This window comes from [Clostridium] hylemonae DSM 15053 (assembly GCF_008281175.1).
In the GTDB taxonomy this organism is placed as follows: domain Bacteria; phylum Bacillota; class Clostridia; order Lachnospirales; family Lachnospiraceae; genus Extibacter; species Extibacter hylemonae.
This window is the reverse complement of record NZ_CP036524.1, coordinates 2288734-2315353: the sequence shown is the minus strand read 5'-3', so window position 1 is coordinate 2315353 and position 26620 is coordinate 2288734. Positions and strand designations below refer to the sequence as shown.

General features: G+C 50.1%; 23 protein-coding genes. 21 read left to right on the top strand and 2 right to left on the bottom strand.

Annotation, left to right across the window (positions count from 1 at the left end):
* The first annotated feature begins 9 nt into the window (after positions 1-9).
* From LAJLEIBI_RS10740 to LAJLEIBI_RS10715, 6 genes are all read left to right on the top strand, one after another.
* On the top strand, positions 10-792 hold the full coding sequence (locus tag LAJLEIBI_RS10740) for a sigma-E processing peptidase SpoIIGA (RefSeq protein ID WP_006442066.1): 783 nt from the start codon (positions 10-12) through the stop codon (positions 790-792).
* Positions 793-804: 12 nt separating this feature from the next.
* The gene (sigE, locus tag LAJLEIBI_RS10735) at positions 805-1545 is read left to right on the top strand and encodes an RNA polymerase sporulation sigma factor SigE (RefSeq protein ID WP_006442065.1); all 741 of its coding nucleotides are present in this window, start codon (positions 805-807) and stop codon (positions 1543-1545) included.
* Between the two features lie 50 nt (positions 1546-1595).
* The gene (locus tag LAJLEIBI_RS10730) at positions 1596-3206 is read left to right on the top strand and encodes an MBL fold metallo-hydrolase RNA specificity domain-containing protein (protein ID WP_006442064.1); all 1611 of its coding nucleotides are present in this window, start codon (positions 1596-1598) and stop codon (positions 3204-3206) included.
* Positions 3207-3393: 187 nt separating this feature from the next.
* Positions 3394-4173, top strand: coding sequence for an RNA polymerase sporulation sigma factor SigG (gene sigG, locus LAJLEIBI_RS10725; RefSeq protein ID WP_006442063.1), 780 nt, complete (start codon positions 3394-3396; stop codon positions 4171-4173).
* Between the two features lie 160 nt (positions 4174-4333).
* Positions 4334-4981 (top strand): HAD family hydrolase, encoded by a 648-nt coding sequence (locus LAJLEIBI_RS10720; protein ID WP_006442062.1) that lies wholly within the window; start codon positions 4334-4336, stop codon positions 4979-4981.
* Positions 4982-5018: 37 nt separating this feature from the next.
* Entirely contained in the window at positions 5019-5282 is a 264-nt protein-coding gene (locus tag LAJLEIBI_RS10715) for a hypothetical protein (protein WP_006442061.1), read from the top strand.
* A 33-nt stretch (positions 5283-5315) separates the two neighbouring features.
* Here LAJLEIBI_RS10715 and LAJLEIBI_RS10710 read toward each other — a convergent pair whose 3' ends face one another.
* Complete coding sequence (locus LAJLEIBI_RS10710; protein WP_006442060.1) at positions 5316-5750, bottom strand: FMN-binding protein; 435 nt, start codon at positions 5748-5750, stop codon at positions 5316-5318.
* Between the two features lie 138 nt (positions 5751-5888).
* Between LAJLEIBI_RS10710 and pth the strand changes: the two genes are divergently transcribed.
* Genes pth through LAJLEIBI_RS10695 form a run of 3 tightly spaced genes read left to right on the top strand, consistent with a single transcriptional unit; the run spans position 5889 to position 10921 of the window.
* The gene (pth, locus tag LAJLEIBI_RS10705) at positions 5889-6473 is read left to right on the top strand and encodes an aminoacyl-tRNA hydrolase (RefSeq protein ID WP_006442059.1); all 585 of its coding nucleotides are present in this window, start codon (positions 5889-5891) and stop codon (positions 6471-6473) included.
* 2 nt (positions 6474-6475) lie between these two features.
* Positions 6476-9817, top strand: coding sequence for a transcription-repair coupling factor (gene mfd / locus LAJLEIBI_RS10700; protein ID WP_006442058.1), 3342 nt, complete (start codon positions 6476-6478; stop codon positions 9815-9817).
* Between the two features lie 51 nt (positions 9818-9868).
* Positions 9869-10921 (top strand): peptidylprolyl isomerase, encoded by a 1053-nt coding sequence (locus LAJLEIBI_RS10695; RefSeq protein ID WP_006442057.1) that lies wholly within the window; start codon positions 9869-9871, stop codon positions 10919-10921.
* An 80-nt stretch (positions 10922-11001) separates the two neighbouring features.
* Here LAJLEIBI_RS10695 and LAJLEIBI_RS10690 read toward each other — a convergent pair whose 3' ends face one another.
* A complete protein-coding gene (locus tag LAJLEIBI_RS10690; RefSeq protein ID WP_006442056.1) occupies positions 11002-11448 on the bottom strand; it encodes a GatB/YqeY domain-containing protein in 447 nt (148 codons plus the stop codon).
* 195 nt (positions 11449-11643) lie between these two features.
* Here LAJLEIBI_RS10690 and spoVT point away from each other — a divergent pair, with 195 nt between their 5' ends.
* The 12 genes from spoVT to aspS all read left to right on the top strand — a co-directional run bounded on the left by spoVT (position 11644) and on the right by aspS (position 26614).
* Positions 11644-12192 (top strand): stage V sporulation protein T, encoded by a 549-nt coding sequence (spoVT, locus tag LAJLEIBI_RS10685; RefSeq protein ID WP_040434715.1) that lies wholly within the window; start codon positions 11644-11646, stop codon positions 12190-12192.
* 53 nt (positions 12193-12245) lie between these two features.
* Entirely contained in the window at positions 12246-12620 is a 375-nt protein-coding gene (locus LAJLEIBI_RS10680) for a TIGR04086 family membrane protein (protein WP_006442054.1), read from the top strand.
* 83 nt (positions 12621-12703) lie between these two features.
* Positions 12704-12847 (top strand): six-cysteine ranthipeptide SCIFF, encoded by a 144-nt coding sequence (gene scfA / locus LAJLEIBI_RS10675; RefSeq protein ID WP_006442053.1) that lies wholly within the window; start codon positions 12704-12706, stop codon positions 12845-12847.
* 80 nt (positions 12848-12927) lie between these two features.
* On the top strand, positions 12928-14334 hold the full coding sequence (gene scfB, locus LAJLEIBI_RS10670; RefSeq protein WP_006442052.1) for a thioether cross-link-forming SCIFF peptide maturase: 1407 nt from the start codon (positions 12928-12930) through the stop codon (positions 14332-14334).
* A gap of 17 nt (positions 14335-14351) precedes the next feature.
* Complete coding sequence (locus LAJLEIBI_RS10665) at positions 14352-16517, top strand: protein translocase subunit SecDF (protein ID WP_006442051.1); 2166 nt, start codon at positions 14352-14354, stop codon at positions 16515-16517.
* 71 nt (positions 16518-16588) lie between these two features.
* The gene (gene recJ / locus LAJLEIBI_RS10660) at positions 16589-18349 is read left to right on the top strand and encodes a single-stranded-DNA-specific exonuclease RecJ (protein WP_006442050.1); all 1761 of its coding nucleotides are present in this window, start codon (positions 16589-16591) and stop codon (positions 18347-18349) included.
* Positions 18350-18438: 89 nt separating this feature from the next.
* Complete coding sequence (locus LAJLEIBI_RS10655) at positions 18439-18963, top strand: adenine phosphoribosyltransferase (RefSeq protein WP_006442049.1); 525 nt, start codon at positions 18439-18441, stop codon at positions 18961-18963.
* A gap of 35 nt (positions 18964-18998) precedes the next feature.
* Positions 18999-21341 carry a RelA/SpoT family protein gene (locus LAJLEIBI_RS10650; protein ID WP_040434714.1) on the top strand — a complete coding sequence of 781 codons (2343 nt, stop codon included), beginning with the start codon at positions 18999-19001 and terminating at the stop codon, positions 21339-21341.
* Between the two features lie 15 nt (positions 21342-21356).
* Positions 21357-21977: an MBL fold metallo-hydrolase gene (locus LAJLEIBI_RS10645; RefSeq protein ID WP_040434713.1), complete on the top strand. Its 621-nt coding sequence runs from the start codon at positions 21357-21359 to the stop codon at positions 21975-21977.
* A gap of 98 nt (positions 21978-22075) precedes the next feature.
* Complete coding sequence (gene hemZ / locus LAJLEIBI_RS10640; protein ID WP_006442046.1) at positions 22076-23542, top strand: coproporphyrinogen dehydrogenase HemZ; 1467 nt, start codon at positions 22076-22078, stop codon at positions 23540-23542.
* Entirely contained in the window at positions 23527-24798 is a 1272-nt protein-coding gene (gene hisS / locus LAJLEIBI_RS10635) for a histidine--tRNA ligase (protein WP_006442045.1), read from the top strand. The genes hemZ and hisS overlap by 16 nt, the downstream gene beginning before the upstream one ends.
* A gap of 28 nt (positions 24799-24826) precedes the next feature.
* Entirely contained in the window at positions 24827-26614 is a 1788-nt protein-coding gene (gene aspS, locus LAJLEIBI_RS10630) for an aspartate--tRNA ligase (RefSeq protein ID WP_006442044.1), read from the top strand.
* Positions 26615-26620 lie beyond the last annotated feature (6 nt).

The window sequence follows — 26620 nt, the reverse complement described above, 5'->3', positions numbered from 1 at the left end:
AGGTGGAATGTGTATTATGAGTTATACATAGACGTATTTTTTCTGGTGAATTTCATGATGGACTTCATACTCCTGCAGATCACCCGCAGAATACTGAGATGTTCTGCCACGCATGGAAGAGTCTGCCTGGGTGCGGCTGCCGGAGCGCTGTTGACCTGTGCCGTCGTGATGATCCCCATACCGTATGCGTTTATAAAATTCATACTGTTCCACGGTCTTGTCAATATTGTAATGCTTAAGGCAGGACTGAAAATCAGCTGGGACAGGACATTTGTGAAAGCTTATGTCGTGCTCTATATCAGCGGAATCCTCGTCGGCGGAGTATTTGAATATCTGCGTCAGTATATGAAGGTCGGCAGCCTTTTTTTCGCCCTTGCGGTCGTGAGTTATTTTGCAGTGCTCGGAATCTGGAACTTTCTGTCTTATCTGTCAAGACTGAGAGAGTACAGGTGTGAAGCGGTTCTCTATAAGGATGAAAAAGTCCTGAGAGTGGAAGCCGTGATCGACACGGGCAACAGCCTGAAAGATGCAGTGACAGGCAAGCCGGTCAGCATTGTGGATGAAAGTGTTGTTAAGACACTGACCGATGCCGGACTGCCGGAGGGGATCCGGTATATTCCGTACCATTCCGTCGGAAAAGAGGCAGGAGTTATGCCAGTCATTACGCTGGATAAGATGTGCGTGTGCCAGAAGAGCGAAAAGTGGATCGACAGACCCCTTATCGGTATCTGTGAGGGACAGGTGGCATCGGATGGAGCATACAGGATGATATTAAATCCTGATATATTATAGGAGGAACAGATTATGGTTATCAAAGTAGCAGTACCGCATCAATTTAAACTAAAAGTAATTCCAGACTTTCGGACACTGCTTTTTCCGGATAAAAAAGACATTCACTATATTGGGGGTTCTGAGATACTTCCCGCGCCGCTTGAGGCCGAAGAAGAAAGTGCCGTTATCAATGACCTTGGTTCCGAATACGATGAAAAGGCTAAAAAAGTGCTTATCGAGCACAATCTGCGCCTGGTAGTCTACATAGCAAAGAAATTCGACAATACAGGCGTCGGCGTGGAGGACTTAATTTCTATCGGTACGATTGGATTAATAAAAGCAATTAATACGTTTAACCCTGAGAAGAATATAAAGCTTGCAACTTATGCGTCACGGTGTATAGAAAATGAGATACTCATGTATCTTAGAAGAAACAATAAGACGAAAATGGAAGTGTCTATCGATGAACCACTGAATGTGGATTGGGACGGAAATGAACTTCTTCTCTCAGATATTCTGGGAACAGAAGAAGATACCATATATAAAGATCTGGAAAATGAAGTAGAACAGAAGCTGCTGCTTAAGGCTATCAGCAGACTGTCGGGGAGAGAGCGGACGATCATACAGATGCGCTTCGGACTCGGCACTCCTGACGGGGAGGAAAAGACACAGAAAGAAGTTGCGGATATGCTCGGCATATCGCAGTCATACATATCCAGGCTGGAGAAAAAAATCATGCAGAGGCTCCGGCGGGAAATGGTAAAGTATTCATAGCCACGTCCACAAAAAGGTGATACAATAAAAGAAAAAAAGGGGTTGTGTATATGAAGCTTACTTTTATTGGAGCAGACCATGAAGTTACGGGAAGCTGTCACCTGATTGAAGCCTGCGGAAAGAATATTCTCGTTGACTGTGGTATGGAGCAGGGACCGGATCTGTATGACAACCAGGAGATACCGGTCACCCCGGCGGACATAGATTATGTTCTGCTCACGCATGCGCATATCGATCATTCCGGCAAGATACCAATGCTCTGCAAACAGGGATTTAAAGGGGATATCATATCGACGTTTGCCACTGCTGACCTGTGCAACATCATGCTGCGTGACTCCGCGCATATACAGGAGTTTGAGGCGGAATGGCGCAACAGGAAAGCAAAGCGCAGCGGAGCGGAGCCGTACGAGCCGCTGTACAAGATGGAGCACGCGGAAGCGGCAATCAAGCTGCTCTCCCCCTGTGACTATAACGAGAGGATAACATTATGTGAAGGTATCGATGTCCGGTTTACGGATGTCGGCCATCTGCTCGGCTCTGCGGCCATAGAAATATGGATCACAGAGAACGATGCGCAGAAAAAGATCGTGTTTTCCGGCGACATCGGCAATCTGAACCAGCCCATCATCAAGGACCCTCAGACAATAAAAGAAGCAGATTATGTTGTGATAGAATCTACATACGGAAACCGGACACACGGCGTGGAGACACCGGATTACGTCGGCGAATTTACGAGGATACTCAGAGAGACCTTTGAAAAAGGCGGTAATCTCGTAGTACCTTCATTCGCCGTAGGCCGTACACAGGAGCTTCTTTATTTTATAAGAGAGATCAAAGAGCGGAATCTGCTGCCGGAATATCCAAATTTTGAAGTGTATGTAGACAGCCCCCTTGCCATTGAAGCCACAAATGTATTCAATAAGAATGTCTGGTCCTGTTTTGACGAAGATGCGCTGGCGCTCGTAAATAAAGGCGTGAACCCGCTTGTGTTCAGAGGACTGAAGACAACGATCACGAGTGATGAGTCCAGAATGATCAACTTTGACGACCGGCCGAAGGTGATATTATCTGCATCCGGCATGTGTGAGGCCGGAAGGATCCGCCATCATCTGAAGCACAATCTGTGGAGGAAGGAGTGTACCGTCTGCTTTGTCGGCTATCAGGCTGTGGGTACGCTCGGCAGAAAACTGATTGAAGGCGCGGAGAGCGTAAAGCTGTTCGGTGAGCCTGTGGAAGTCAACGCGAGGATCGAAGTGCTCAAAGGGATCAGCGGACACGCGGATATGAACGGCCTTCTGGCATGGATGAAGGGCTTCGAGACCGTGCCGTCACAGGTGTTTGTCGTGCATGGGGATGACCAGGTGACGGACGAATTTGCCCGGACGATCACCGATACATTCGGATGCCCTGCGCTTGCGCCGTATTCCGGCGGATGTGTGGACCTTTCAACGGGAGAGGTGCTTACCATCGGCGTGCGGGAACCAAAAAAAGCAGCGGAGAAACCGGCCAGAGTCAGGGCGGAAGCTGCGTTCAACAGGCTCGTTGCCGCCGCAAAACGGCTGCTTGAGGTCGTGTATAAAAATGAAGGGCTTGCGAATAAAGAGCTGGCCAAATTCGAGACGCAGATACAGAATCTGGCGGAGAAGTGGGACAGAGATTAGAATTAAAATAAACAAAGCTTTTGACCTGAACAGAAAGGAGAGCTAAAAGTTATATAACTCATTGTCAAGCCCCAATAATTTTTATATTTTTATAACGTTCGTATAATCCAAATCCATAATGAGAAAAATCTTATTGTACTTAATTTATCTGACAAAAATGTGATGTTCAGCAAGGAGGATTCTTATTATGGCTCAGGGAAAAGTTGAAATATGTGGTGTGAATACGGCAAAGCTTCCCATCCTGAAAGAAGAGGAGAAGGAAGCTTTGTTTGCGCGTATAAAAGCAGGAGACGAGGAAGCGAAGGAAGAGTATATCAAAGGGAATCTGAGGCTCGTGCTCAGTGTGATAAAGCGTTTCGGCGGCAGCAATGAGAATCCTGACGACCTCTTTCAGATAGGCTGTATTGGACTGATCAAGGCGATCAATAATTTTAATACAGAGCTTGACGTCAAATTTTCGACCTATGCAGTGCCGATGATCATCGGTGAGATCAGGCGTTATATGAGGGATAACAATTCAATACGCGTCAGCCGTTCGCTTCGTGACACTGCTTACAAAGCAATATATGCGAAAGAGAATTATGTAAAAAGAAACCTGAAAGAGCCTACGGTACAGGAGATCGCAGAGGAAATAGGCATTTCCAAAGAAGATATCGTATTTGCGCTCGATGCCATACAGGTGCCCATGAGCCTGCAGGAACCTGTGTACAACGACGGCGGCGACGCTCTGTACGTCATGGACCAGATAAGCGACACGAAGAACAAGGAAGAAAAATGGGTGGAAGATCTGTCGCTGGAAGCTGCCATGGAACATCTCGGAGAGCGGGAGCGGTATATCATAAAACTTCGTTTTTTTGAAGGCAAGACGCAGATGGAAGTGGCGGAAGAGATCAACATTTCCCAGGCGCAGGTAAGCAGGCTGGAGAAGAATGCACTGCGCGTCATGAAGCAGTATCTGGAGAACTGACCCTAAGTGATAAAGGAATATGTAAGTGTACGTTAATGAGACGCGGCGGATATAAATTTTATCTGCCGCGTTTTGCTCCCACTGTCCGTCAAATCATCAAATTCCGGCTTGAAATTTGCACACGTTCATACTATTATTAGGTACATAGGAGGAAGAATGTATGAAAGCCTGCATATTTGATTTAGACGGAACATTGACAGATACACTGGAATCCTTGACGTATTCGGTGCGGGCAACCCTGAGGGAGATGGGGCTTGCCGAGATCACAGCGGATGAGTGCAGACAGTTTGTCGGAAATGGCGCCAGACGCCTTATGGAATGCGCACTTGCAGCAGCCGGAGATAAAGATGCCGGCAGAATTGATGAAGGCATGGAAATATATGGACGTATATTTGATGCCAACTGTACATATCATGTAACACCGTACGAGGGAATCCCTCAGATGATCTCAGGCCTGAGAAAAAAGGGTATTCAGCTTGCGGTGCTGTCCAATAAGCCCCATGAACAGACTGTAAAAGTAGTGCGGGAGATATTCGGGGAAGATATCTTTGACTGCGTGCTGGGGCAGAAGGAAGGCATAAAGAGAAAGCCGGATCCGGAAGGCGTGTACAACGTACTTGATATTCTGCATACGGAGAAAGACGAATGTCTGTACGTAGGCGATTCGGAAGTGGATGTAAAGACCGCCCTCAATGCCAAGATAGCATGTGTCGGAGTGGCTTGGGGATTCCGTTCCAGGGAGGTTCTGGCAGAAGCGGGAGCAGAGCATATTATTGATCTGCCGGAAGAATTACTGCAGTATGTTTAAGAAGACAACAACGACACTGTAAGGGAGGATATCAGAAATGTATGAGTATGATGAAGATTGTCTGAGAGTTTTTTTGGAGAAACAGTCACAGCTGTTTGATGAACCGGTGGCCATAACGCCGGAGGAGGCGGAGGCATTTCTTGAGGACTGCATGGCCGTCGTTGTAAACGGAATCGATGAAGTGCGTGAGTTCTTTGAAGAAGAGGGGCTTGACATTGACGGAATGTCAGCAGAAGAGCTGGAAGAGGCTTCGGAGGTTTTTGCCCTGCCAGGCGGCAGGTATCTCATAGTGGAAGGTTGACCGGAGCAGAACAGTACATTAGAAAAGCCGCAGCTATTTGGTAACTGCGGCTTTTTTCAATGCTTCGTCAATGGCATTGACTATAAGTTGAGAGGTATATGGATTATCTTCGGAATATTGGATGTCATCAAGAGACTGCTTGTCGTAGACTTGTTCCGCAATATCTTCGATCGCAGGCTGTATGAGCGGGAACATGGTGGTGACCGTCTCATCCAGATTGGAGAAGCGCACGGAGTTAATGTGGGATTCGTCTACCGATACTTCCACTTCCAGCGCCGTATTGTTCAGCGTGACAGTGGATGTATATACCCCGGGGACATATTTTTCTTCGTCTATACCGGCGCCCTTGCTCTTGGGCAGGAACATAAATACCAGTAATAGGATCAATACTATTGCCAACACGGCAAATACCGCCGTATATATAATCTCTTTCATATGCAATACAACTATTTTCGTTTTAGAACTCATAAAGCCCTCCTGTGTCGTGTATCGTATTTTCACTTTCTATAATGTATGAGATTTATCCGGAAATTATTCGTGGCTTTTGCGTGACAAAATGAAAGCCCTCTTGTAGAATGTAATAGGAAGAAAATGAGGTGAGAGAAAATGTTTATTATTGCAGGACTTGGAAATCCTACATTACAGTACGAAGGAACGAGACATAACGTTGGATTTGATGTCATAGATACGGTCGCCCGCAAATATAATATTTCCGTGGATTACCGGAAGAACAGGGCCTATATCGGCAAGGGGATCATCGCCGGACAGAAAGTGCTGCTGGCAAAACCGCAGACGTATATGAACCTGAGCGGCGAGAGCATTCGGGGACTTGTGGATTATTATAAAGTGGATGAAGAGTCACAGCTTCTTGTCATCTACGACGATGTAAGCCTCGGCGCAGGCCAGCTGCGCATACGCAAAAAGGGCAGCGCCGGCGGGCACAATGGGATAAAGAGCATTATATCGTGTCTTGGGACAGACATATTTCCGCGCATCAAGGTGGGAGTCGGCGAGAAACCGAAACGGTACGATCTGGCAGATTATGTGCTCGGGCATTTTTCCAGAGAAGAGCGGGAGATGATGGAAGAAGGATACGGACATGCGGCAGAGGCCGTGGAAATGATCGTGGCGGGGGAGATAGACGCTGCCATGAATGAGTATAACAGAAAAGTAAAGCCTAAGGAGGGCTAAATATGCAAGCCTTAATAAGGCCGTTAGAAGAATTGGCGGAATTTGAAGAGCTTCAGAAGACAAAGACGGGCAGGCCCGGGATGATTCAGATATCCGGCTGCGTCAATTCACAGAAAACTCATATGATGTATGCGCTGAGCGATGGCTGTCACTATAAAGTCATCGCCTGTTCCAGTGAGTCAAAAGCTAAACAGATATACGAAGAATACCGTTTTCTTGACCCGAATACATACCTGTATCCGGCAAAAGACCTGTTGTTTTATCAGGCAGACCTGCGCAGCAGGGAACTGGTGAAGCAGAGGATGGAAGTGATCCAGGCGGTCATCTCCGGGCAGGCTATGACCGTAGTGACGAGTTTCGACGGGTTTATGGACGCGCTGCTTCCAAAAGAAGAGATTCAGAGGCGCACGATAACGGTGAGAAACGACAGCGCGGTCGACCTTTCAAAGATGGAGAAGGAGCTTGCAGGACTCGGTTATGACCGGGAGGTTCAGATAGAAGGACCGGGACAGTTTGCCGTGCGGGGCGGGATCCTGGACGTATATCCGCTGACGGAGGAGCTGCCGGTCAGAATAGAACTGTGGGGGGACGAGGTGGATTCTATCCGTACGTTCGATGTCGGCACACAGCGTTCCATCGAGAACCTGGAGGAAGTGGTCATATATCCGGCCAGCGAATTTCCGGAGGAAGGAGAACAGAGGGTCTCCTTTCTTGATTATTTTGAGCGGGAGCGCACCCTTCTTTTCCTAGACGAGCCGGTGCGGCTTCTGGAAAAGGGAAAAGGCGTAGAAGACGAGTTCCTGGAAGCGCAGAAGCGCCGCCTGGAGAGCGGCTATGACATAACCGATGCGGAGGCGCAGCTCTATCATACGGATGAGATCGTCAGACGGATGAACGGCTACAGCAGTATCGGCTTCTTCGCGCTTGAGATGCGCAGCCGGGGACTGGACGTCCGCGGGTCCGTAAGCCTCATGACGAAGAGCGTGAATCCGTACAACAGCAGCTTTGACATGCTGACTCAGGATTTAAAACGTCTGAAGCGGAACGGCTACCGGGTCGTATTGCTTTCCGGTTCTAGAACGAGGGCAAGGCGTCTGGCTGAAGATCTGCGCGATTATAACCTGAGCAGTTACTACAGCGATGAGATGGACCGTGAGGTGGCCTCCGGAGAGATAATGACCGCATACGGCCATGTGGCGGAGGGATACGAGTACCCGATGCTCAAATTTACCGTGATAGCGGAGACAGACATTTTCGGTAAAGTAAAGAAGAAAAAGAAAAGAAAGTCGTACGAGGGCCGTAAGATACAGAGCTTTTCAGAACTGAAGCCGGGAGATTACGTTGTCCATGAAAACCACGGTCTCGGTATCTATCAGGGGATAGAGAAGATAGAAGTGGACAAAGTGGCGAAGGATTATATGAAAATATCCTACGCAAAGGGAGGAAATCTTTACATTCCGGCCACTCAGCTCGATCTGATCCAGAAGTACGCGAGCGCGGACGCGAAGAAGCCGAAGCTGAACCGTCTCGGGACGCAGGAGTGGACAAAGACGAAAAAAAAGGTCCGCGGCGCGGTAAAAGAGATCGCAAGAGACCTCGTAGCGCTTTATGCGGCCAGACAGGAGCAGGAAGGCTATGTGTACGGGGCGGATACGGTATGGCAGCAGGAGTTTGAAGAAATGTTTCCTTTTGAGGAGACGGAAGACCAGCTTCTCGCCATCGAGGCGGTAAAGCGGGATATGCAGAGCCGCAGGATAATGGACCGGCTTATCTGCGGGGATGTCGGATACGGCAAGACAGAGATCGCGATCAGGGCCGCCTTCAAGGCAGTGCAGGAGGATAAGCAGGTTGTATATCTCGTACCGACCACGATCCTTGCGCAGCAGCATTATAATACCTTTGTACAGCGTATGCGCGACTTTCCGGTGAGGATCGACCTTATGTGCCGGTTCCGCACACCCGCGCAGCAGAAGAAGACCGCCCAGGATACGAAGAGAGGCCTCGTCGACATTGTAATAGGGACGCACCGCGTGCTGAGCAATGACATGGAATTCAAAAATCTCGGCCTTCTCATCATTGACGAGGAACAAAGATTTGGTGTCCAGCATAAAGAGAAGATAAAGAAGCTGAAGGAAAATGTGGATGTGCTCACACTCACCGCCACACCGATCCCGCGGACGCTCCACATGAGCCTGATCGGCATACGGGATATGAGCGTGCTGGAAGAGGCGCCGAATGACCGGATGCCGATACAGACTTATGTGATGGAATATAACGATGAGATGGTGCGGGAGGCAATAGAGCGGGAGTGTTCCCGCCAGGGGCAGGTCTATTATGTGTACAATCGCGTGGAGGATATCGCAGAGATCACAGCCCGTATCCAGAAGCTCGTCCCGGAAGTCAGCGTGGCATTTGCGCACGGGCAGATGAAGGAACACCAGCTGGAAAAGATCATGTATGATTTTATCAACGGTGAGATAGACGTTCTCGTATCTACCACGATCATCGAGACAGGACTGGATATATCAAATGTCAATACGATGATCATACACGATGCGGACCGGCTTGGGCTGTCGCAGCTCTATCAGCTGAGGGGCCGTGTCGGCCGCTCCAACAGGATGGCGTACGCGTTCCTTCTGTACCGGAGGGATAAGATGCTCAAAGAGGTGGCGGAAAAGCGGCTGGCGGCTATCCGGGAGTTCACAGACCTTGGCTCCGGGTTTAAGATCGCCATGCGCGACCTGGAGATCAGAGGAGCGGGAAACCTGCTCGGAGCACAGCAGCACGGACATATGGAGGCAGTGGGATACGACCTGTACTGCAAGATGCTCAATGAGGCTGTGAAGCATCTCAAAGGGGAGATGGAAGAAGAGACGTACACGACTACGATGGACTTAAATGTAGATGCGTTTATCCCGGATTCCTATATTCCGAATGAGTATCAGAAGCTGGATATATACAAGCGGATCGCAGCGGTCGAGACGGAAGATGAGATGGAGGATATGGTGGAAGAGCTCATCGACCGGTTTGGAGATATACCAAAGAAGGTGGAGACGCTGCTGAGCGTGGCCAGGCTGAAAGCGCTGGCTCACAGTGTGTATGTCACGGCTGTGGAACAAAAAGGAGAGACCTGCACCTTTGTGATGTATGAGAAGGCAAAGGTTCATCCGGAGCGCATCCCGGATCTCCTGGAAGAGTTTAAGGGCGTGCTCATGTTTAAGGCAGATACGCCGCCGTACTTTATGTATGAGAAAAGGAGCAGGAATAAAAAGGAAAAGAACGAGGATATTCTGCAGGTTGTGAAAAATGTGTTAATTGGGATAAAAGGATTGATTGACGCTTAAAAACGGGATATAATAGTGAAATTAGCAGTACTAAGGAGGGTATTTAAAAACATGAAAAAGAGAGTGTTACTGTTTGCGATAACGGGGCTGCTTGCGGCAGGGGTCCTCACAGGATGCGGTTCCATCGACGAAAATGACGTGGTGGCGACTGTGGGAGAAAAAGAGATCACAGCCGATGTCGCGAATTTTTTTGCAAGATATACACAGGCGCAGTATGAAACTTACTATTCCGGCTATCTCGGAGATGATATGTGGAATACTGACGCATCAGAGGGGGAGACATACGAAGAATTTGTCAAGGATTCTGTACTTAATGAGCTGGAGAAGATGATCGTCCTGGAAGAGCATATGGGTGATTATGATGTGTCCCTTACAGAGGAAGAGAAGGCGGTGATCGAAAAGTCAGCCAAGGCCTTTGATGAAGCCAATACTCTGGAATCAAAGGAGAAGATTTCCGGTTCCAGAAAGACGGTAAAGCGTGTCCTTACGCTGATGGCGGTCCAAAAGAAGATGGCTGAAGCGATAGAGGCCGGAGCGGACACAGAGGTGTCTGACGACGAGGCGGCACAGAAGAGTATGCAGTATGTACTGTTCCCTTATAAAACGACCGATGATTCCGGAAAGTCTTCAGACCTTTCAGACGAAGAGAAGGCCGAGGCAAAGAAAAAGGCCGGGAGCTTTGCAGAAGGTGCCGGCACGGCAGATGATTTCAGCGCGCTTGCGACAGAACAGGGCGTGGAGGCACAGACGGCCACGTTTGACAGTGAATCGACGAGTCCGGCTGAGGATGTCGTGAAAGCGGCGGACGCGCTCGGAGAGGGAGAAGTGACCGGCGTCATTGAGACAGACAGCGGCTGTTATGTGGCGAAGGTGACGAGCCTGCTCGACAGAGAGGCGACGGACTCCAAAAAGGAAAGCATTGTTCAGGAGAGAAAGACAAAGCTTTATAACGATACGTGTGACAAATGGATCAAGAAAGCAGGCGTGAAGGTGAACAAGGGAGTCTGGAGAAAAGTGGATTTCAACGACCTGAGCGTTACGATCAAGCAGAGCAGCGAAGAACCATATTCCGACGGGGCTAAGACAGACGACCAGGCGGAGTAAAGAGGAATTTTGCAGGGGATATTTTATGACCGGCGGTGAACGGTAAGAGGACGGGTGCACAAGGCTGTGCACCCGTCCTCTTATTTGAAAAAGCTTCCGACAATGTCGTTGACTAGTTTGCCGTCTGCTTTGCCTTTTACTTTTGGCATGAGTGTTTTCATGATTCTGCCTTTGTCTTTTGCGGCTGGGGTTTCTATCCCGAGTTCTTTTAGTGTGGCGGCGGTGATCTCGCGGATCTCTGCTTCATCCATCATTTTCGGGGCGTAGCTTTCCAGTACGGACAGGCGTTTTGTGCATTCTTCTATGATCTCGGTCCGGTCTGCGGGGGTCATCTCCAGTGTTTCTTTTGTCTGTTTGATCTCTTTTAAGATGACCTGTGTCTCTTCTTCTTCCGTCAGGTCGGAACGCTTGTCGATGGCTTTATTCTTAAGAGCCGCCAGCAGCATGGACAGCGTTTCCTTTGTCTCCTTATCGCCTGCTTTCATGGCCCCTATCATGTCGCTTCTTACTTCTTCGATTTTACTCATGATGATTCCTCCGTTTGATTTTTTTGTGATTCTATAAAATATAATAGTATACTGAGACTGTATTTTCAAGACTGTATCTTGTACATCAGGAGGCGGTTCCGTATTTATTATTGTTGCGGCGCATGTATGATTTTCCTTCTTTTAACAGATAATACATTTATCTGCCAATCAAGATAAATGGAGGGAATAAAGGACATGAAAGCAACTGGAATAGTGAGAAGGATCGATGACCTGGGAAGAGTGGTGATTCCCAAAGAAATACGGAGGACATTAAGAATACGCGAAGGAGATCCGCTGGAGATATTTACAGACAGAGAAGGAGAGATCATTCTGAAAAAGTATTCTCCGATAGGCGAACTGTCCGCTTTTGCGAGACAATATGCAGAAAGCCTGGCCCAGACGATGGGCTGCCTTGTATGTGTCAGTGATATGGACCAGATCGTAGCTTCCGCCGGCGGAGGCAAGAAGGATTTTCAGGATAAATACATCAGCAAGCAGCTGGAGAAGGCGCTGGAGGAGAGAAATCCGATTCTGGCGGCGGCCGGGGACAAGAAGTTCATGAAGACGATCAATGACCAGGATGATGAATATCATTACCAGGTCATTCATCCGATCGTATGTGAGGGCGACGTCATCGGAGGCGTGATCTTCCTTACAAAAGAGAGTAAAAAGAAGTTTTCAGAACTGGAACAGAAGATGGCAGCCTGCGCGGCGGGATTTTTAGGCAGGCAGATGGAACAATAATGGCATAAATCCGCAATCTGATTCATACCTTGTGATAGACGAGGAGGGATTAGATGGAGAGACGGATTCAGAAAGATTCAAAAGTCATGTGGGTGTTAAAGTCACTGCTTGCTTCTTATATTATTACCGGAATCATGCTGCTTGTGCTGACGGTGCTGCTTTATAAGATGGATTTGAATGAAAAAGCGGTATCGGCAGGTATCGTGGCTATCTATGTCATGGCCACTCTAGTCGGGGGCATCATTATCGGTAAGCTTGCCAGGGTGCGCAGGTTTGTGTGGGGACTGGGCCTGGGGATCGGATATTTTGCACTTCTGCTTCTGATTACGCTCGGGGTATACCATACGCTGAACGGAAACGGCGCGAACCTCATAACGACGTTTATTTTATGCGCCGGCGGAGGTATGGTGGGCGGAATGATTTCATGAAAAACAGCGAGAAAAATACTTCCAAAAACATATTGCTTATGTTATAATAACAAAAGTTAAGCAAACGTAAGGAGGATATTGACATGAAACATGTGAAGACATTAAATACACAGACTTTGAATCATACAGTTAAAAAGGGCGGATGCGGAGAATGCCAGACATCCTGCCAGTCAGCATGTAAGACTTCCTGTACAGTAGGAAACCAGACCTGCGAACAGAAGAAATAATGAAACATCATACAGAATACTCGGGACAGCGGTCTTAAGGGTCGCTGTTTCTTGTTGTTTGAAAAAGGGGGATATACAGTTTGATTCACCAGTATAAAAACAATGGATATAATATAGTTCTGGATGTGAACAGCGGTGCGGTCCACGTAGTAGATGAACTGTGTTATGATGTGATAGAGCAGCTTGGGCGGGAACGTGATACATGGACGGCGGAAAGCCTCCGGGCACCGGAGCTGCCTGAGCGGCTGAGGGAACACCTCGGCGGAGCTTATGATAGTTCAGATATCGGGGAGGCGCTTGCGGATGCCGCGGAACTGACAGAAGCAGGCAGGCTGTTTACGTCCGACACGCATGAAGGCCTGATCGAGGAAGTGAAGAAGAGAAAGACAGTCGTAAAAGCGCTCTGCCTGCACATCGCACACGACTGCAACCTGGCCTGCAGGTACTGCTTTGCGGAAGAAGGAGAGTATCACGGAAGACGCGCGCTCATGAGCTATGAGGTCGGGAAAAAGGCGCTGGATTTTCTCATCGCCAATTCGGGCAGCAGACATAATCTGGAAGTGGATTTTTTCGGAGGGGAACCGCTCATGAACTGGCAGGTCGTGAAGGACCTTGTCGCGTACGGCAGGAGCCAGGAGAAGATCCACGACAAGCATTTCCGTTTCACCGTGACGACGAACGGTGTACTTTTAAATGACGAAATACAGGAATTTGTGAACAGAGAAATGGACAATGTCGTTTTAAGCCTCGACGGACGGAAAGAGATCAACGACCGGATGCGGCCGTTCAGAAACGGAAAAGGCAGTTACGAACTTATTGTGCCGAAGTTTCAGAAACTGGCTGAGAGCAGGAATCAGGAAAAGTATTACATAAGAGGTACATTTACACGGAATAATCTGGATTTTGCGGAGGATATCCTTCATTTTGCGGATCTGGGATTCAAACAGATGTCCATAGAACCGGTCGTGGGGGAGGAGACAGACCCGTATGCGATCCAGGAGGAGGACCTTCCGGCGATCATGCAGGAATACGACAGGCTCGCGCAGATCATGATCGGCCGGGAAAAGGAAGGAAAAGGTTTTAATTTCTTCCATTTTATGATAGACTTAGACGGTGGACCGTGCGTGGCAAAGCGTTTGTCAGGGTGCGGTTCCGGTACGGAATATCTGGCGGTGACCCCGTGGGGAGATTTTTATCCGTGCCACCAGTTTGTGGGGCAGGAAGAATTTCTTATGGGGAATGTAGAGGAAGGGATCGTCAGACCGGAGATTGCAGATGAATTCAGAAGCTGCAACGTATATTCCAAAGAAAAGTGTAAGAATTGTTTTGCAAAATTTTACTGCAGCGGCGGCTGTATGGCGAATGCTTATAATTTTCACGGAACGATCCATGAAGCGTATGAGATCGGCTGTGAGATGCAGCGCAAGCGTGTTGAGTGCGCGATCATGATGAAGGCGGCGCTGGCAGAGGAAGACTTGGAAGGATAAGAGAAAGGAAGTAGACCATGAAGAAGAGTAAAGGCATACTTAGTCTTGTTGTGGCGGCGGCTCTCATAGCACTGCTCGCATTCACAACGGTGGCAGGATTCGGTAAAGGCAAGACCGGTTCTGCGGAAAACATTAAGCTCGGCCTTGACCTGGCGGGCGGTGTGAGCATCACTTACCAGGTAAAAGACAAGAACCCGTCGGAAGAAGAGATGCGGGATACGATCTACAAGCTTCAGAAGCGTGTGGAGCAGTACAGCACAGAAGCGAACGTATATCAGGAGGGCGATGACAGGATCAATATCGAGATCCCGGGTGTAAGCGATGCCAACGCGATCCTGGATGAACTTGGAAAGCCGGGTTCTCTCGTATTCCAGACACAGGACAATGAGACGGTGATCACAGGTTCTGATGTAAAGACTGCTTCGGCCCGTGCCGGTGAAGACGATATGGGCAATAAGGAATACAGCGTAGAGCTTGACCTGAACGAAGAGGGAACGAAGAAATTCGCGGAGGCGACGGAAGCAAATGTAGGAAAGCCGATCTCCATCATCTATGACGGGGAGACGATCAGCAGTCCTACCGTACAGACAGCCATCACCGGCGGACAGGCCTATATTACAGGCAACTTCAGCTATGAAGAGGCGGAGAGCCTTGCCTCCACCATCCGTATCGGCGGACTGAAGCTGGAACTGGAGGAACTGCGTTCCAACGTGGTCGGCGCGCAGCTTGGAGAACAGGCGATCAGCACAAGCTTAAAGGCGGGGGCCATTGGTCTGGCTATCGTATTTCTCTTTATGATATGCGTGTATCTTCTGCCGGGTCTCGCATCCAGTCTTGCGCTGATCATCTACACCGGGCTGGTGCTTGTGATCTTAAATGCATTCAACGTAACGCTGACGCTGCCGGGTATTGCGGGTATTATCCTGAGTATCGGTATGGCGGTCGATGCCAATGTTATTATATTTGCCCGCGTGCGGGAAGAGATGTCAAAGGGGAAGAGCGTCCGCAATTCTCTTAAGACGGGCTTTCAGAAAGCCATGTCCGCTATCGTGGACGGCAATGTGACAACACTCATTGCCGCGGCGGTACTCTGGTTCAAAGGTTCCGGTTCGGTAAAGGGCTTTGCGCAGACGCTGGCGATCGGTATTATCGTGTCCATGTTTACCGCGCTTGTGATCACACGGATGATCGTGTATGCGTTCTATGCGGTAGGACTCAGGAAAGAGAAGCTGTATTACCGTCCGAGAAAAGAGAGAAAGCCCATTGACTTCCTCGGCAGGAAGAAATGGTTTTTTGCCCTGTCGCTTGCGGTCGTCATACTTGGATTCGTATTCATGGGCGTGAACGGCTCAAAAGGAAAGGGAGCGTTTGCCTACAGTCTGGAATTTGAGGGTGGTACTTCCACGAATGTGACGTTTAACAAAGACTATACGATCGAAGAGATAGACAAAGAGATCGTGCCTGTTGTCGAGGAAGTGACCGGAGACGCCAATGTCCAGACACAGAAGGTTGCAGATACTAATCAGGTCATCATTAAGACGAAAACGCTTGGACTGGATGTGCGCGAGGCGCTGAACAAAGCGCTTGCCGACAAATTTAAAGTAGATGAGTCGCTCATTACCGCGGAGAATATCAGTTCCACGATCAGTAACGAGATGAGGCAGGATGCGATCATGGCAGTGATCGTCGCTACGATCTTCATGCTCATATACATCTGGTTCAGGTTCAAGGATATCCGCTTTGCCGCAAGTGCGGTTACCGCGCTGCTGCACGATGTGCTCGTCGTGCTGACCTTCTATGCGGTTGCCAGAATCTCTGTGGGCAATACATTTATCGCGTGTATGCTCACGATCGTAGGTTACTCGATCAATGCCACGATCGTCATCTTTGACCGTATCCGGGAGGAACTGCGCCTGAGATCCAAGACGACGGAGCTTGTGGACGTGGTGAACAAGAGTATCACACAGACACTGACGAGAAGTATCTACACTTCTCTGACGACATTTGTCATGGTGGCCATACTGTTCGTGATGGGCGTAAGCTCTATCCGGGAGTTCGCACTTCCGCTCATGGTAGGTATTATCTGCGGCGCGTATTCCTCTGTCTGCATCACCGGCGCGCTCTGGTATGTCATGAGGACAAAGATCGGAAAGAAAGCGGCGGAAACAAAGAAAAAGAGATAGACAAAAGAAACACAGTATATCAGCCATGGCCATATTTATATGGCTGTGGCTGTTTTGGTGGAGGAAAAGATATGGAACAGTGGATACTGCTCAGAAAGGGAGCTGATTTCGAGGAACTGGGGAGAAAGTTCGGCATCAGTCCAAGGCTGGCCTGCCTGATCAGAAACCGGGATGTGATCGGGCCGGAGGCGGTGGACCGTTATCTGAACGGAACGATCACCGACCTGTATGACGGAATGCTCATGAAGGATATGGACAAGGCGGTGGAGATCCTCCGGGAGAAGATAGAAGAAAACAGGAAGATCCGTATTATTGGAGACTACGACATAGACGGAGTGAACGCCACTTATATTCTGCTGAAAGGTCTGAGAAAATCAGGGGCTTGTGCGGACAGTGACATACCGGACCGGATAAAGGACGGCTACGGGCTGAACATTGAACTGATCGAACGGGCATACAGGGACGGCATAGACACGATCGTGACCTGTGATAACGGAATCGCGGCCAGTGAGGAGATCGCCTACGGCAAACGGCTCGGCATGACGGTCATTGTGACAGACCACCATGAGGTGCCATATGAGTCGGAGGGGGAGGAAAAGAATTATATACTTCCCGCCGCCGACGCGGTCATTGACCCGAAGCAGCCGGGCTGCGGCTACCCGTTCAAGGGACTGTGCGGGGCGGCAGTTGCCTACAAGCTCATAGAGGCGTTGTACGAGGCTATGGGAAATGAGGCGGATGATCTGGACGACCTTTTGGAAAATGTGGCGGTCGCCACAGTGGGAGATGTGATGGAGCTGGTAGATGAGAACCGGATCCTTGTCAGGGAAGGGCTGGAACGTCTGAGAAGAACGGTAAATCCGGGACTTGGCGCTCTCATTGAGTGTACCGGCATAGACCGGGAAAAGCTGAACTCTTACCATATCGGTTTCGTCCTCGGACCGTGTTTGAATGCGGGCGGAAGACTGGATACAGCGAAGCGCGCGCTTGACCTGCTCTGTGCGGAACGTAAAAAAGAGGCGGACATACTGGCGGGAGACTTAAAGGCATTGAATGACAGCCGGAAAGAGATGACAGCCGCCGCGGTAGAGCAGGCAGTACAGATGATCGAGACGACGTCTCTCGGAAAGGACCGGGTTCTGGCGGTATACCTGCCGGACTGTCATGAAAGCCTGGCGGGCATCGTGGCGGGAAGGCTGCGGGAGCGCTACTGCCGCCCGGCATACGTCATGACAGACGCGGAAGACGGGGTGAAAGGTTCCGGGCGTTCCATCGAAGCTTATCACATGTACGAAGAACTGGCAGGCTGCAGGGAGCTTTTGACAAAGTACGGCGGTCATATGATGGCGGCCGGGTTTTCGCTGGAGAAAGAGAATGTGGAGCAGTTTCGCAGGCGGCTGAATGAAAACTGTACGCTCAAGGAAAGCGACATGCGGGAAAAAGTAGTGATCGATATGGAGATGCCGTTCTCCTGTGTCACAGAGGATATCGTCAGAGAGCTCAAGTATCTGGAGCCTTTCGGAAATGGAAATAAAAAGCCGGTATTTGCCGCGAGAAAGGTGGAACTGCTCGGCGGACAGATATTTGGAAAGAATAGAAATGTGCTGAAGATGCGCGTGAAGGATGCGGCGGGAAATGAGACTGAGGCTGTTTATTTCGGTGATACCGGCCGGTTCTGCTCCTATCTGGAGGAACAATACGGCAAAGAGGCGCTGAAACAGTTCCTGGGCCGGCGAAGAAGCAAAATGACACTGTCTGTGACGTATTATCCGGAAGTAAATGAGTATATGGGGAGCCGGACAATGCAGATCGTTATCACGCATTACCAGTAAACTGTCGGAGATGTATAGAATTGTTTGAAAATTACATAAACTAATGTTATACTATTTTTGTATTTATATGAGAGAATGGAGAGGGTGTCATGAAACCAATAGAAGAGTATGTAAGGAGTATTCCGGACTTCCCGGAGCAGGGTATCATTTTCAGGGATGTCACGAGCGTGCTCCAGGATGCGGACGGCCTGCATCTTGCCGTTGACCTGATGCAGGAAAAGCTTGACGGTGTGGAATTTGACGTGGTCGTGGGTCCGGAGTCGAGAGGGTTTATCTTTGGTGTCCCTATTGCATATAATCTGCATAAACCGTTTATTCCGATCAGAAAGAAAGGAAAGCTGCCATGTGAGACAGTCTCTATCCAATATGAGCTGGAGTACGGGACCGCGGAGCTTGAGATACACAGAGATGCGGTCAAGGAAGGGCAGAAGGTCGTCATCATCGATGACCTGATCGCCACAGGCGGGACGAATGAGGCTATGATTAAGCTCGTTGAAGGGCTGGGCGGCAAAGTGGTGAAGGCAGTATTCCTTATGGAATTATCCGGTCTGGAAGGAAGAAAGCGGCTGAAGGGATATGATGTGGAATCCGTGATAGCTTATCCAGGCAAATGACAGAATTAAAATTTGAAAAGGAAGGAGGCATTAATATGTCAGAGAAAATGATATATGAGTCAGAAAACCGCATAGCACCGGAATCCATTGCGGATGAGATCTCAAAGGGACTGGAAATTGTGGACGGGCACGCCGTGAAGGCTCCCGGAGATTATGAAGATCCGGACCAGCTTTATGACATGTTAATTGCCCGTATCCGGAAGTACCATCCTTCAACGGATGTATCCATGATAGAGAAGGCGTATGAGACAGCCAGGAAAGCGCACGGGGACCAGTGCCGCAAGTCCGGAGAGCCGTACATTGTCCATCCGCTCTGGGTCGCCATCATCCTGGCCAATCTGGAGATGGATAAGGAGACGATCGCGGCAGGAATGCTCCACGATGTCGTGGAGGATACATCTGTATCGGAAGAAGAGATAAAAAAGAATTTCGGGGAAGAAGTTGCGCTTCTGGTGGACGGGGTCACAAAGCTCGGCCGGCTTTCTTATTCTTCGGATAAACTGGAAGTACAGGCGGAAAATCTAAGAAAGATGTTTCTTGCCATGGCAAAGGATATCCGGGTCATTATCATCAAGCTTGCGGACCGGCTGCACAACATGCGGACGCTACAGTTTATGACGCCGGCCAAGCAGAAGGAAAAGGCAAAGGAGACGATGGATATCTATGCTCCGATCGCCCAGAGACTCGGTATATCCAAGATCAAGACAGAACTTGACGATCTGGCGCTCAAGTATTCACAGCCGGAAGTGTTTTTTGATCTTGTGAATCAGATCAATTCGAGGAAGACGGAGCGCGAGGAGTTTGTACAGCAGATCGTAGATGAAGTGTCCACACATATGAAGAACGCCAACATAAAGGCAGACGTCAACGGCCGGGTGAAGCATTTCTTCAGCATATATAAGAAGATGGTGAACCAGGAGAAGACGGTGGACCAGATATATGACCTGTTCGCCGTGCGGATCATCGTAGATTCTGTAAAGGACTGTTACGCCGCGCTCGGTGTGATCCACGAGATGTATACGCCGATACCGGGGCGTTTTAAAGACTATATTGCAATGCCGAAGCCGAATATGTACCAGTCGCTTCACACGACGCTTATGAGTTCGGTCGGGCAGCCGTTTGAAATACAGATCCGTACGGAGGAAATGCACAAGACGGCGGAATATGGTATTGCCGCCCACTGGAAATACAAAGAATCCAATGACGGCAAGAAGAGCGTACAGGCGCAGGAAGAGGAGAAGCTGAGTTGGCTTCGGCAGATCCTCGAATGGCAGAGAGACATGTCCGACAACAGGGAATTCTTAAATCTGCTCAAAGGCGATCTGGACTTGTTTGCCGAGGATGTGTACTGCTTTACCCCACAGGGGGACGTCAAGAATCTTCCGAACGGCTCCACGCCGATCGATTTTGCATATGCCATCCACAGTGCGGTCGGCAATAAGATGGTAGGAGCCCGCGTCAACGGAAAGCTGGTCAATATAGACTATAAGATACAGAACGGGGACAGGATAGAGATCCTGACTTCCCAGAATTCCAAGGGCCCGAGCCGGGACTGGCTGGGCATTGTAAAGAGCACACAGGCGAAAAACAAGATCAACCAGTGGTTCAAGAAGGAATTCAAGGAGAGCAATATCGTAAAGGGCAAGGAGATGATCGCCGCCTACTGTAAAGCAAAGGCGATCACCCAGAGCGATATCATGATCAACAGGTACATGGAGATCGTGCAGAAGAAATACGGTTTTAAAGACTGGGAGTCTGTGCTGGCGGCCATCGGACACGGAGGACTGAAGGAAGGACAGGTCGTGAACCGCCTTGTGGAAGAGTACGGCAAGGAACACAAGCAGGAGATGACCGACGAAGTCGTACTGGAACGTGTGGCGGAAGCGTCCAAGAACAAAGTGCATATCGCCAAATCAAAGAGCGGTATCGTCGTCAAAGGGATCGACGATATGGCGGTCCGTTTCTCCAGATGCTGCAACCCGGTTCCGGGAGATGAGATCGTCGGGTTTGTGACCCGCGGGCGGGGATTGTCCATCCACAGGACAGACTGTGTGAATATGATACATCTGACCGAGGGCGAGCGTGTCCGGCTCATCGACGCGGAGTGGGAAAGCGAAGTGGCGGAGCAGAACGGCGGACAGTACCTGGCGGAGATCAAGATGTTTGCGCATGACAGGCAGGGGCTTCTCATGGAGATGTCCAAGATATTTACCGAGGCGACGGTGGATGTGAAGTCCATGAACGTGCGCACGAGCAAGCAGGGAACGGCGACGATCGAGACCGGCTTTATCGTGCACGGAAGGGAAGAACTGGACACGATAGTAAAGAAGCTGCGCCAGGTGGAAGGCGTTATGGATATAGAGAGAACAACAGGCTAAGTGAGAGAGGATTACATGAAAGTAGAGAAATTTGTTACGGGGATCATCAGTACGAACTGTTATCTGGCGGTCAATGAAGAGACAAGACAGACAGCCGTGATCGATCCGGCGGCGTGCCCGTCTTACCTGATGGGGCATATAAAAAGCGAAGGGCTGAAAATAGAGGCTGTCCTTCTGACACACGGACATTTCGACCACATCATGGGTCTGGACGGCTTCCTGAAGGAGTATGACGTGCCGGTATATCTGCACAGAGACGACGAGCAGCTTATTAAGGACCCCGGGCTTAACCAGTCCGGTGTCTACACGTCGGGCTATACGTTTGGCAGTGCCACATATATAGAGGACAACGAGACGCTTAAGACGGCGGGATTTGAGTTCAAAGTGCTGCACACGCCGGGACATACGCCCGGGGGCGTGTGTTATTATGCGGAGGCTGAGAAAGTATTGTTCAGCGGGGATACACTCTTTCAGAGCTCTGTCGGAAGGACGGACTTTCCGCTCGGCAGCATGTCGGATCTGGTGAGGGGAATCAGAGAAAAGCTTATGGTGCTGCCGGATGACGTGCTCGTATATCCGGGTCACATGGGCGAGACGACAATCGGTTATGAGAAAAGTCACAATCCATTTCTATAAAAAGGGGACGTTATAAAAAAGGGACGTAACACCTTGCAGGAGGGTTACGTCCCGAATTGCATTTTATCCTGTCCCTATAGACATGAAGAGGTTAGGTTATGATTGAGATCATCTGCAGTGATGAACTGTATACATATAATGTTTACCATATCACGAAGGCGTTCTTTCCGTCTGAAAAGGTGGAACAGAGCGTTGAGCGGACCTGTGCGGACGCGGTCCGCGTCACGCTGCCTGACGGTACGGTTCTTTTGGCAGAGCGCGCGGCGGACCGCTGTGCAGACCGGCAGGAGAGAAAACGCTGTGTGGACAGGGAGATTTACACCGGGCTGGAACAGTACACCGGCCGCTCCCTTGCGTGGGGCCTTCTGACCGGAGTGCGGCCTTCTAAGATCGCCATGAAGGAGCTGGAGGGCGGCGCGCAGATGGAGGAGTTCCTCCGCTCATTTCAGGAGCAGTATTTTGTGAGCGGAGAGAAGGCACAGCTTGCATGGGAGATCGCGGGCAGAGAGAAGGCGCTGCTTGAGCAGCTCGACTATGAAGACGGATACAGTCTCTATGTAGGGATACCCTTCTGTCCTTCTGTCTGTACTTACTGTTCGTTCAGCTCCGGCGCGCTTGAAGCGTGGAAGGACAGGGTGGAAGACTATCTGGACGCCCTTATGAAGGAACTGGCCTACATCGGCAAAGTGTCCGCCGGGAAGAAGCTGAACACCGTGTATATCGGCGGCGGTACGCCGACGACGCTGACGGCGTGTCAGCTGGAGCGGCTGCTGGACTGTATAGACAGTAATTTTTCCAGAGAACATCTTTTGGAATACACGGTGGAGGCGGGGCGCCCCGACAGTATCACAAAAGAGAAGCTGAGCGTACTGTACCGCCACCGCATCACGCGGATTTCCATTAATCCGCAGAGTATGCAGCAGAAGACTCTTGACTTGATCGGACGCCGCCATACAGTGGAGGATATTGTCCGGACTTACGCGCTGGCAAGAGAGACCGGGTTCGACAATATCAACATGGACCTGATCGCAGGACTTCCGGGGGAGTCTGCCGCGGATATGCGTGATACGCTCCGCCAGGCTGAGGCACTGGCGCCGGACAGCCTGACGGTGCATTCCCTTGCCATCAAGCGCGCCGCACAGATGGGACAGGAGCAGAGCGCCCGGGGCTATGTGGAAGCGCTGGAGAGAGATACCGGTACAATGGCGCAGGTCATGACGGAGATGATCCGCGCGGCGGCTGAAAGCGCGCGCCGCATGGGCCTTCTGCCGTATTATCTTTACCGCCAGAAGAATATTGCGGGTAATTTTGAAAATGTTGGCTATGCAAAGGTTGACAAAGCAGGAATATACAATATACTTATTATGGAGGAAAAACAATCCATTATTGCCGCAGGGGCGGGGGCTTCCACGAAGATCGTGCTGAAGGAGGCGGCAGAACTGCCGGGCAGTAAAAACGGTAAGAAGACGAATCTGGTGCGTATAGAGAATGTGAAGGCGATCGATGCTTATATCGCACGTATCGGTGAGATGATAGAACGAAAAGGAGAATGGTTATGGCATTAAAGAAGAAACCGGTTACCGGAATGAAGGACATGCTCCCTAAGGAAATGGAGATCAGGGATCATGTCATCTGGCTCATTAAGGAGACGTATAAGACGTACGGCTTTTCTTCCATGGAGACACCCTGTGTGGAGCACATTGAAAACCTGTGCAGTAAACAGGGCGGAGACAATGAGAAGCTTATATTTAAAATATTAAAGCGCGGGGAGAAGCTTAAGATAGAAGACGCGAAAGAAGAAAATGACCTCGTCGACGGGGGGCTGCGCTATGACTTGACCGTACCGCTTGCAAGATATTACGCAAACCATGCAAACGAGCTGCCGTCCCCGTTTAAGGCGATGCAGATCGGCAATGTCTGGCGCGCCGACCGCCCGCAGAGAGGACGGTTCCGCCAGTTTATGCAGTGTGACATCGATATTCTCGGTGAACAGAGCAATCTCGCGGAGATCGAGCTTATTCTGGCGACGACCGCCATGCTCGGAAAGCTTAACCTTAAAAACTTTACGGTGTGTATCAACGACCGCAACATTTTGAAAGCAATGGCCGCGTACAGCGGTTTTAAAGAAGAAGATTACGATGAAGTGTTCATCATTCTGGATAAAATGGATAAGATCGGAAGCGAGGGAGTGTCTGCGGAACTGCAGGAGCTTGGTTACGCAAAAGAGAATGTGGACACATATCTTAAGCTGTTCGATGAGATATCCCCGGGCGTGGAGGGGATCGGCTACCTGAGGGAGAAGCTCGGAGCGCATCTTCCTGCGGAGACCGCAGACGGGATGGAGCTTATCATTTCAAGTGTAGAGGCGGCAAAAGAAGCGGATTTTCAGATGAAGTTCGATCCGACCCTTGTGAGGGGCCAGTCGTATTATACAGGAACTATCTTTGAAGTGACGATGGATGAGTTCGGCGGCTCTGTGGCCGGGGGCGGAAGATATGATAAGATGATAGGCAGATTTACCGGCCAGGATACGCCGGCCTGCGGCTTTTCCATCGGATTTGAGCGTATTGTGATGCTGCTTCTGGAAAATGGCTATGAAGTGCCCGGAAAGGGCGCGAAGAAAGCATATCTGCTGGAGAAAAAGCTTTCCCCGGAGGGAATGCTCAGAGTGCTCAGTCTTGCCAGGGCTGACCGTGAAAACGGCCTTCAGGTTATGATCGCTAATATGAAAAAGAATAAGAAATTTCAGAAAGAACAGCTGGAGTCGGAAGGATACACACAGATCATCGAGTGCTACTGCGATTCCATCGACAGTTTATAATTCAAAAGAATATAAGGAGAATGAGATTATGGCAGAATCAATGCAGGGAATAAAGAGAACACACCGCTGCGGTGAACTGTCCGGCGCAAATGCGGGACAGACTGTGACGGTGATGGGCTGGGTGCAGAAGAACCGCAATAAAGGAGGGCTCGTATTTATTGATGTGAGAGACCGTTCAGGCATCATACAGATCGTGTTTGAGGAAGGCAGCACAGACTCCGGCCTTATCGAGAAGGCGGCGAAGCTGCGCGCGGAATTTGTAGTGGCGGTCACAGGGGAGGTTAAGAAGCGCTCCGGCGCGGTAAATGAAAATCTCTCCACAGGAGATATTGAGATCATTCCGTCACAGCTGCGTATTTTGTCCGAGTCCGAGACACCGCCGTTTCCGATCGAGGAGAACTCCAAAACAAAAGAGGAAGTGCGGCTGAAATACCGCTACCTTGATCTGAGAAGACCGGATCTTCAGAAGAATATGATCATGAGAAGCCAGGTGGCTACGCTCACCCGCCAGTTCCTGGCGGAAGAAGGCTTCCTTGAGATAGAGACGCCTATATTGATCGGGAGCACGCCGGAAGGGGCGAGGGATTACCTTGTGCCAAGCCGTATCCACCAGGGGCATTTCTATGCTCTGCCGCAGTCTCCGCAGCTTTTTAAGCAGCTGCTCATGTGTTCCGGGTATGACCGATATTTTCAGATCGCAAAATGTTTCCGCGATGAGGATCTGCGGGCGGACAGACAGCCGGAATTTACACAGATCGACATGGAGCTTTCCTTTGTGGACGTGGACGATGTCATCGATGTGAATGAAAGGCTGCTCGCAAAGCTCTTCAAGGACGTACTTGGCGTGGAAGTTGTGCTTCCGATTCCGAGAATGACATGGCAGGAAGCCATGGACAGGTACGGCTCGGACAAGCCGGATACGCGTTTTGGCATGGAGCTTACAGATGTGACGGATGTGGTGAAGGACTGTGAGTTCGCCGTGTTCAAAGGCGCCATAGAAAATGGCGGTACTGTGCGGGGGATCAACGCAAAAGGACAGGGCGGCATGCCCCGCAAGAAGATCGACAAGCTGGTGGATTTTGCCAGAGATTTCGGGGCAAAGGGACTTGCCTATATTGCGGTACAGGAAGACGGTTCGGTGAAGTCTTCATTCGCGAAATTCATGAAGGAAGAGGAGATGTCGGGGCTGATCGAGGCTATGGGCGGAGAGAACGGCGACCTGCTTCTCTTTGCGGCAGATAAAAATAAAGTCGTTTGGGATGTGCTCGGCAATCTGCGTCTTGAACTGGCGCGTCAGATGGAGCTTCTCGACAAGAGCGAGTATAAGTTCCTCTGGGTGACAGAATTTCCGCTGCTTGAGTGGAATGAGGAGCAGGAACGTTATACAGCCATGCACCATCCGTTCACGATGCCGATGGAGGAGGACCTGGAATATATTGACACTGACCCGGGCAGAGTGCGGGCAAAGGCTTATGACATTGTGCTGAACGGAAATGAAATCGGCGGCGGAAGCGTCAGGATCTATCATCAGGACGTGCAGAACAAGATGTTTGAGGTACTCGGCTTTACGCCGGAAAAAGCGCAGGAGCAGTTCGGCTTTCTGCTGAACGCGTTTAAATACGGAGTGCCCCCTCATGCAGGACTTGCCTATGGTCTCGACCGTATGGTCATGCTTATGGCGAAGGAGGACAGTATCCGTGACGTCATCGCGTTCCCGAAGGTAAAGGATGCCTCAGACCTGATGACAGAGGCGCCGACCGCTGTGGAAGAGAAGCAGCTCGAGGAGCTGGGACTTTCCGTAACTGTTCAGGAATAACGTTCA

What these genes read in the sequence shown, in the direction of transcription:
- LAJLEIBI_RS10720 (WP_006442062.1), top strand. Translation starts at nt 4,334, where the DNA reads ATGAAAGCCTGCATATTTGATTTAGACGGAACATTGACAGATACACTG.
- sigG (WP_006442063.1), top strand. Translation starts at nt 3,394, where the DNA reads ATGGCTCAGGGAAAAGTTGAAATATGTGGTGTGAATACGGCAAAGCTT.
- aspS (WP_006442044.1), top strand. Translation starts at nt 24,827, where the DNA reads ATGGCAGAATCAATGCAGGGAATAAAGAGAACACACCGCTGCGGTGAA.
- LAJLEIBI_RS10730 (WP_006442064.1), top strand. Translation starts at nt 1,596, where the DNA reads ATGAAGCTTACTTTTATTGGAGCAGACCATGAAGTTACGGGAAGCTGT.
- LAJLEIBI_RS10680 (WP_006442054.1), top strand. Translation starts at nt 12,246, where the DNA reads ATGGAGAGACGGATTCAGAAAGATTCAAAAGTCATGTGGGTGTTAAAG.
- hisS (WP_006442045.1), top strand. Translation starts at nt 23,527, where the DNA reads ATGGTTATGGCATTAAAGAAGAAACCGGTTACCGGAATGAAGGACATG.
- hemZ (WP_006442046.1), top strand. Translation starts at nt 22,076, where the DNA reads ATGATTGAGATCATCTGCAGTGATGAACTGTATACATATAATGTTTAC.
- mfd (WP_006442058.1), top strand. Translation starts at nt 6,476, where the DNA reads ATGCAAGCCTTAATAAGGCCGTTAGAAGAATTGGCGGAATTTGAAGAG.
- LAJLEIBI_RS10655 (WP_006442049.1), top strand. Translation starts at nt 18,439, where the DNA reads ATGAAACCAATAGAAGAGTATGTAAGGAGTATTCCGGACTTCCCGGAG.
- LAJLEIBI_RS10690 (WP_006442056.1), bottom strand. Translation starts at nt 11,448, where the DNA reads ATGAGTAAAATCGAAGAAGTAAGAAGCGACATGATAGGGGCCATGAAA.
- LAJLEIBI_RS10695 (WP_006442057.1), top strand. Translation starts at nt 9,869, where the DNA reads ATGAAAAAGAGAGTGTTACTGTTTGCGATAACGGGGCTGCTTGCGGCA.
- LAJLEIBI_RS10715 (WP_006442061.1), top strand. Translation starts at nt 5,019, where the DNA reads ATGTATGAGTATGATGAAGATTGTCTGAGAGTTTTTTTGGAGAAACAG.
- scfA (WP_006442053.1), top strand. Translation starts at nt 12,704, where the DNA reads ATGAAACATGTGAAGACATTAAATACACAGACTTTGAATCATACAGTT.
- spoVT (WP_040434715.1), top strand. Translation starts at nt 11,644, where the DNA reads ATGAAAGCAACTGGAATAGTGAGAAGGATCGATGACCTGGGAAGAGTG.
- recJ (WP_006442050.1), top strand. Translation starts at nt 16,589, where the DNA reads ATGGAACAGTGGATACTGCTCAGAAAGGGAGCTGATTTCGAGGAACTG.
- pth (WP_006442059.1), top strand. Translation starts at nt 5,889, where the DNA reads ATGTTTATTATTGCAGGACTTGGAAATCCTACATTACAGTACGAAGGA.
- LAJLEIBI_RS10650 (WP_040434714.1), top strand. Translation starts at nt 18,999, where the DNA reads ATGTCAGAGAAAATGATATATGAGTCAGAAAACCGCATAGCACCGGAA.
- LAJLEIBI_RS10710 (WP_006442060.1), bottom strand. Translation starts at nt 5,750, where the DNA reads ATGAGTTCTAAAACGAAAATAGTTGTATTGCATATGAAAGAGATTATA.
- sigE (WP_006442065.1), top strand. Translation starts at nt 805, where the DNA reads ATGGTTATCAAAGTAGCAGTACCGCATCAATTTAAACTAAAAGTAATT.
- LAJLEIBI_RS10645 (WP_040434713.1), top strand. Translation starts at nt 21,357, where the DNA reads ATGAAAGTAGAGAAATTTGTTACGGGGATCATCAGTACGAACTGTTAT.
- LAJLEIBI_RS10665 (WP_006442051.1), top strand. Translation starts at nt 14,352, where the DNA reads ATGAAGAAGAGTAAAGGCATACTTAGTCTTGTTGTGGCGGCGGCTCTC.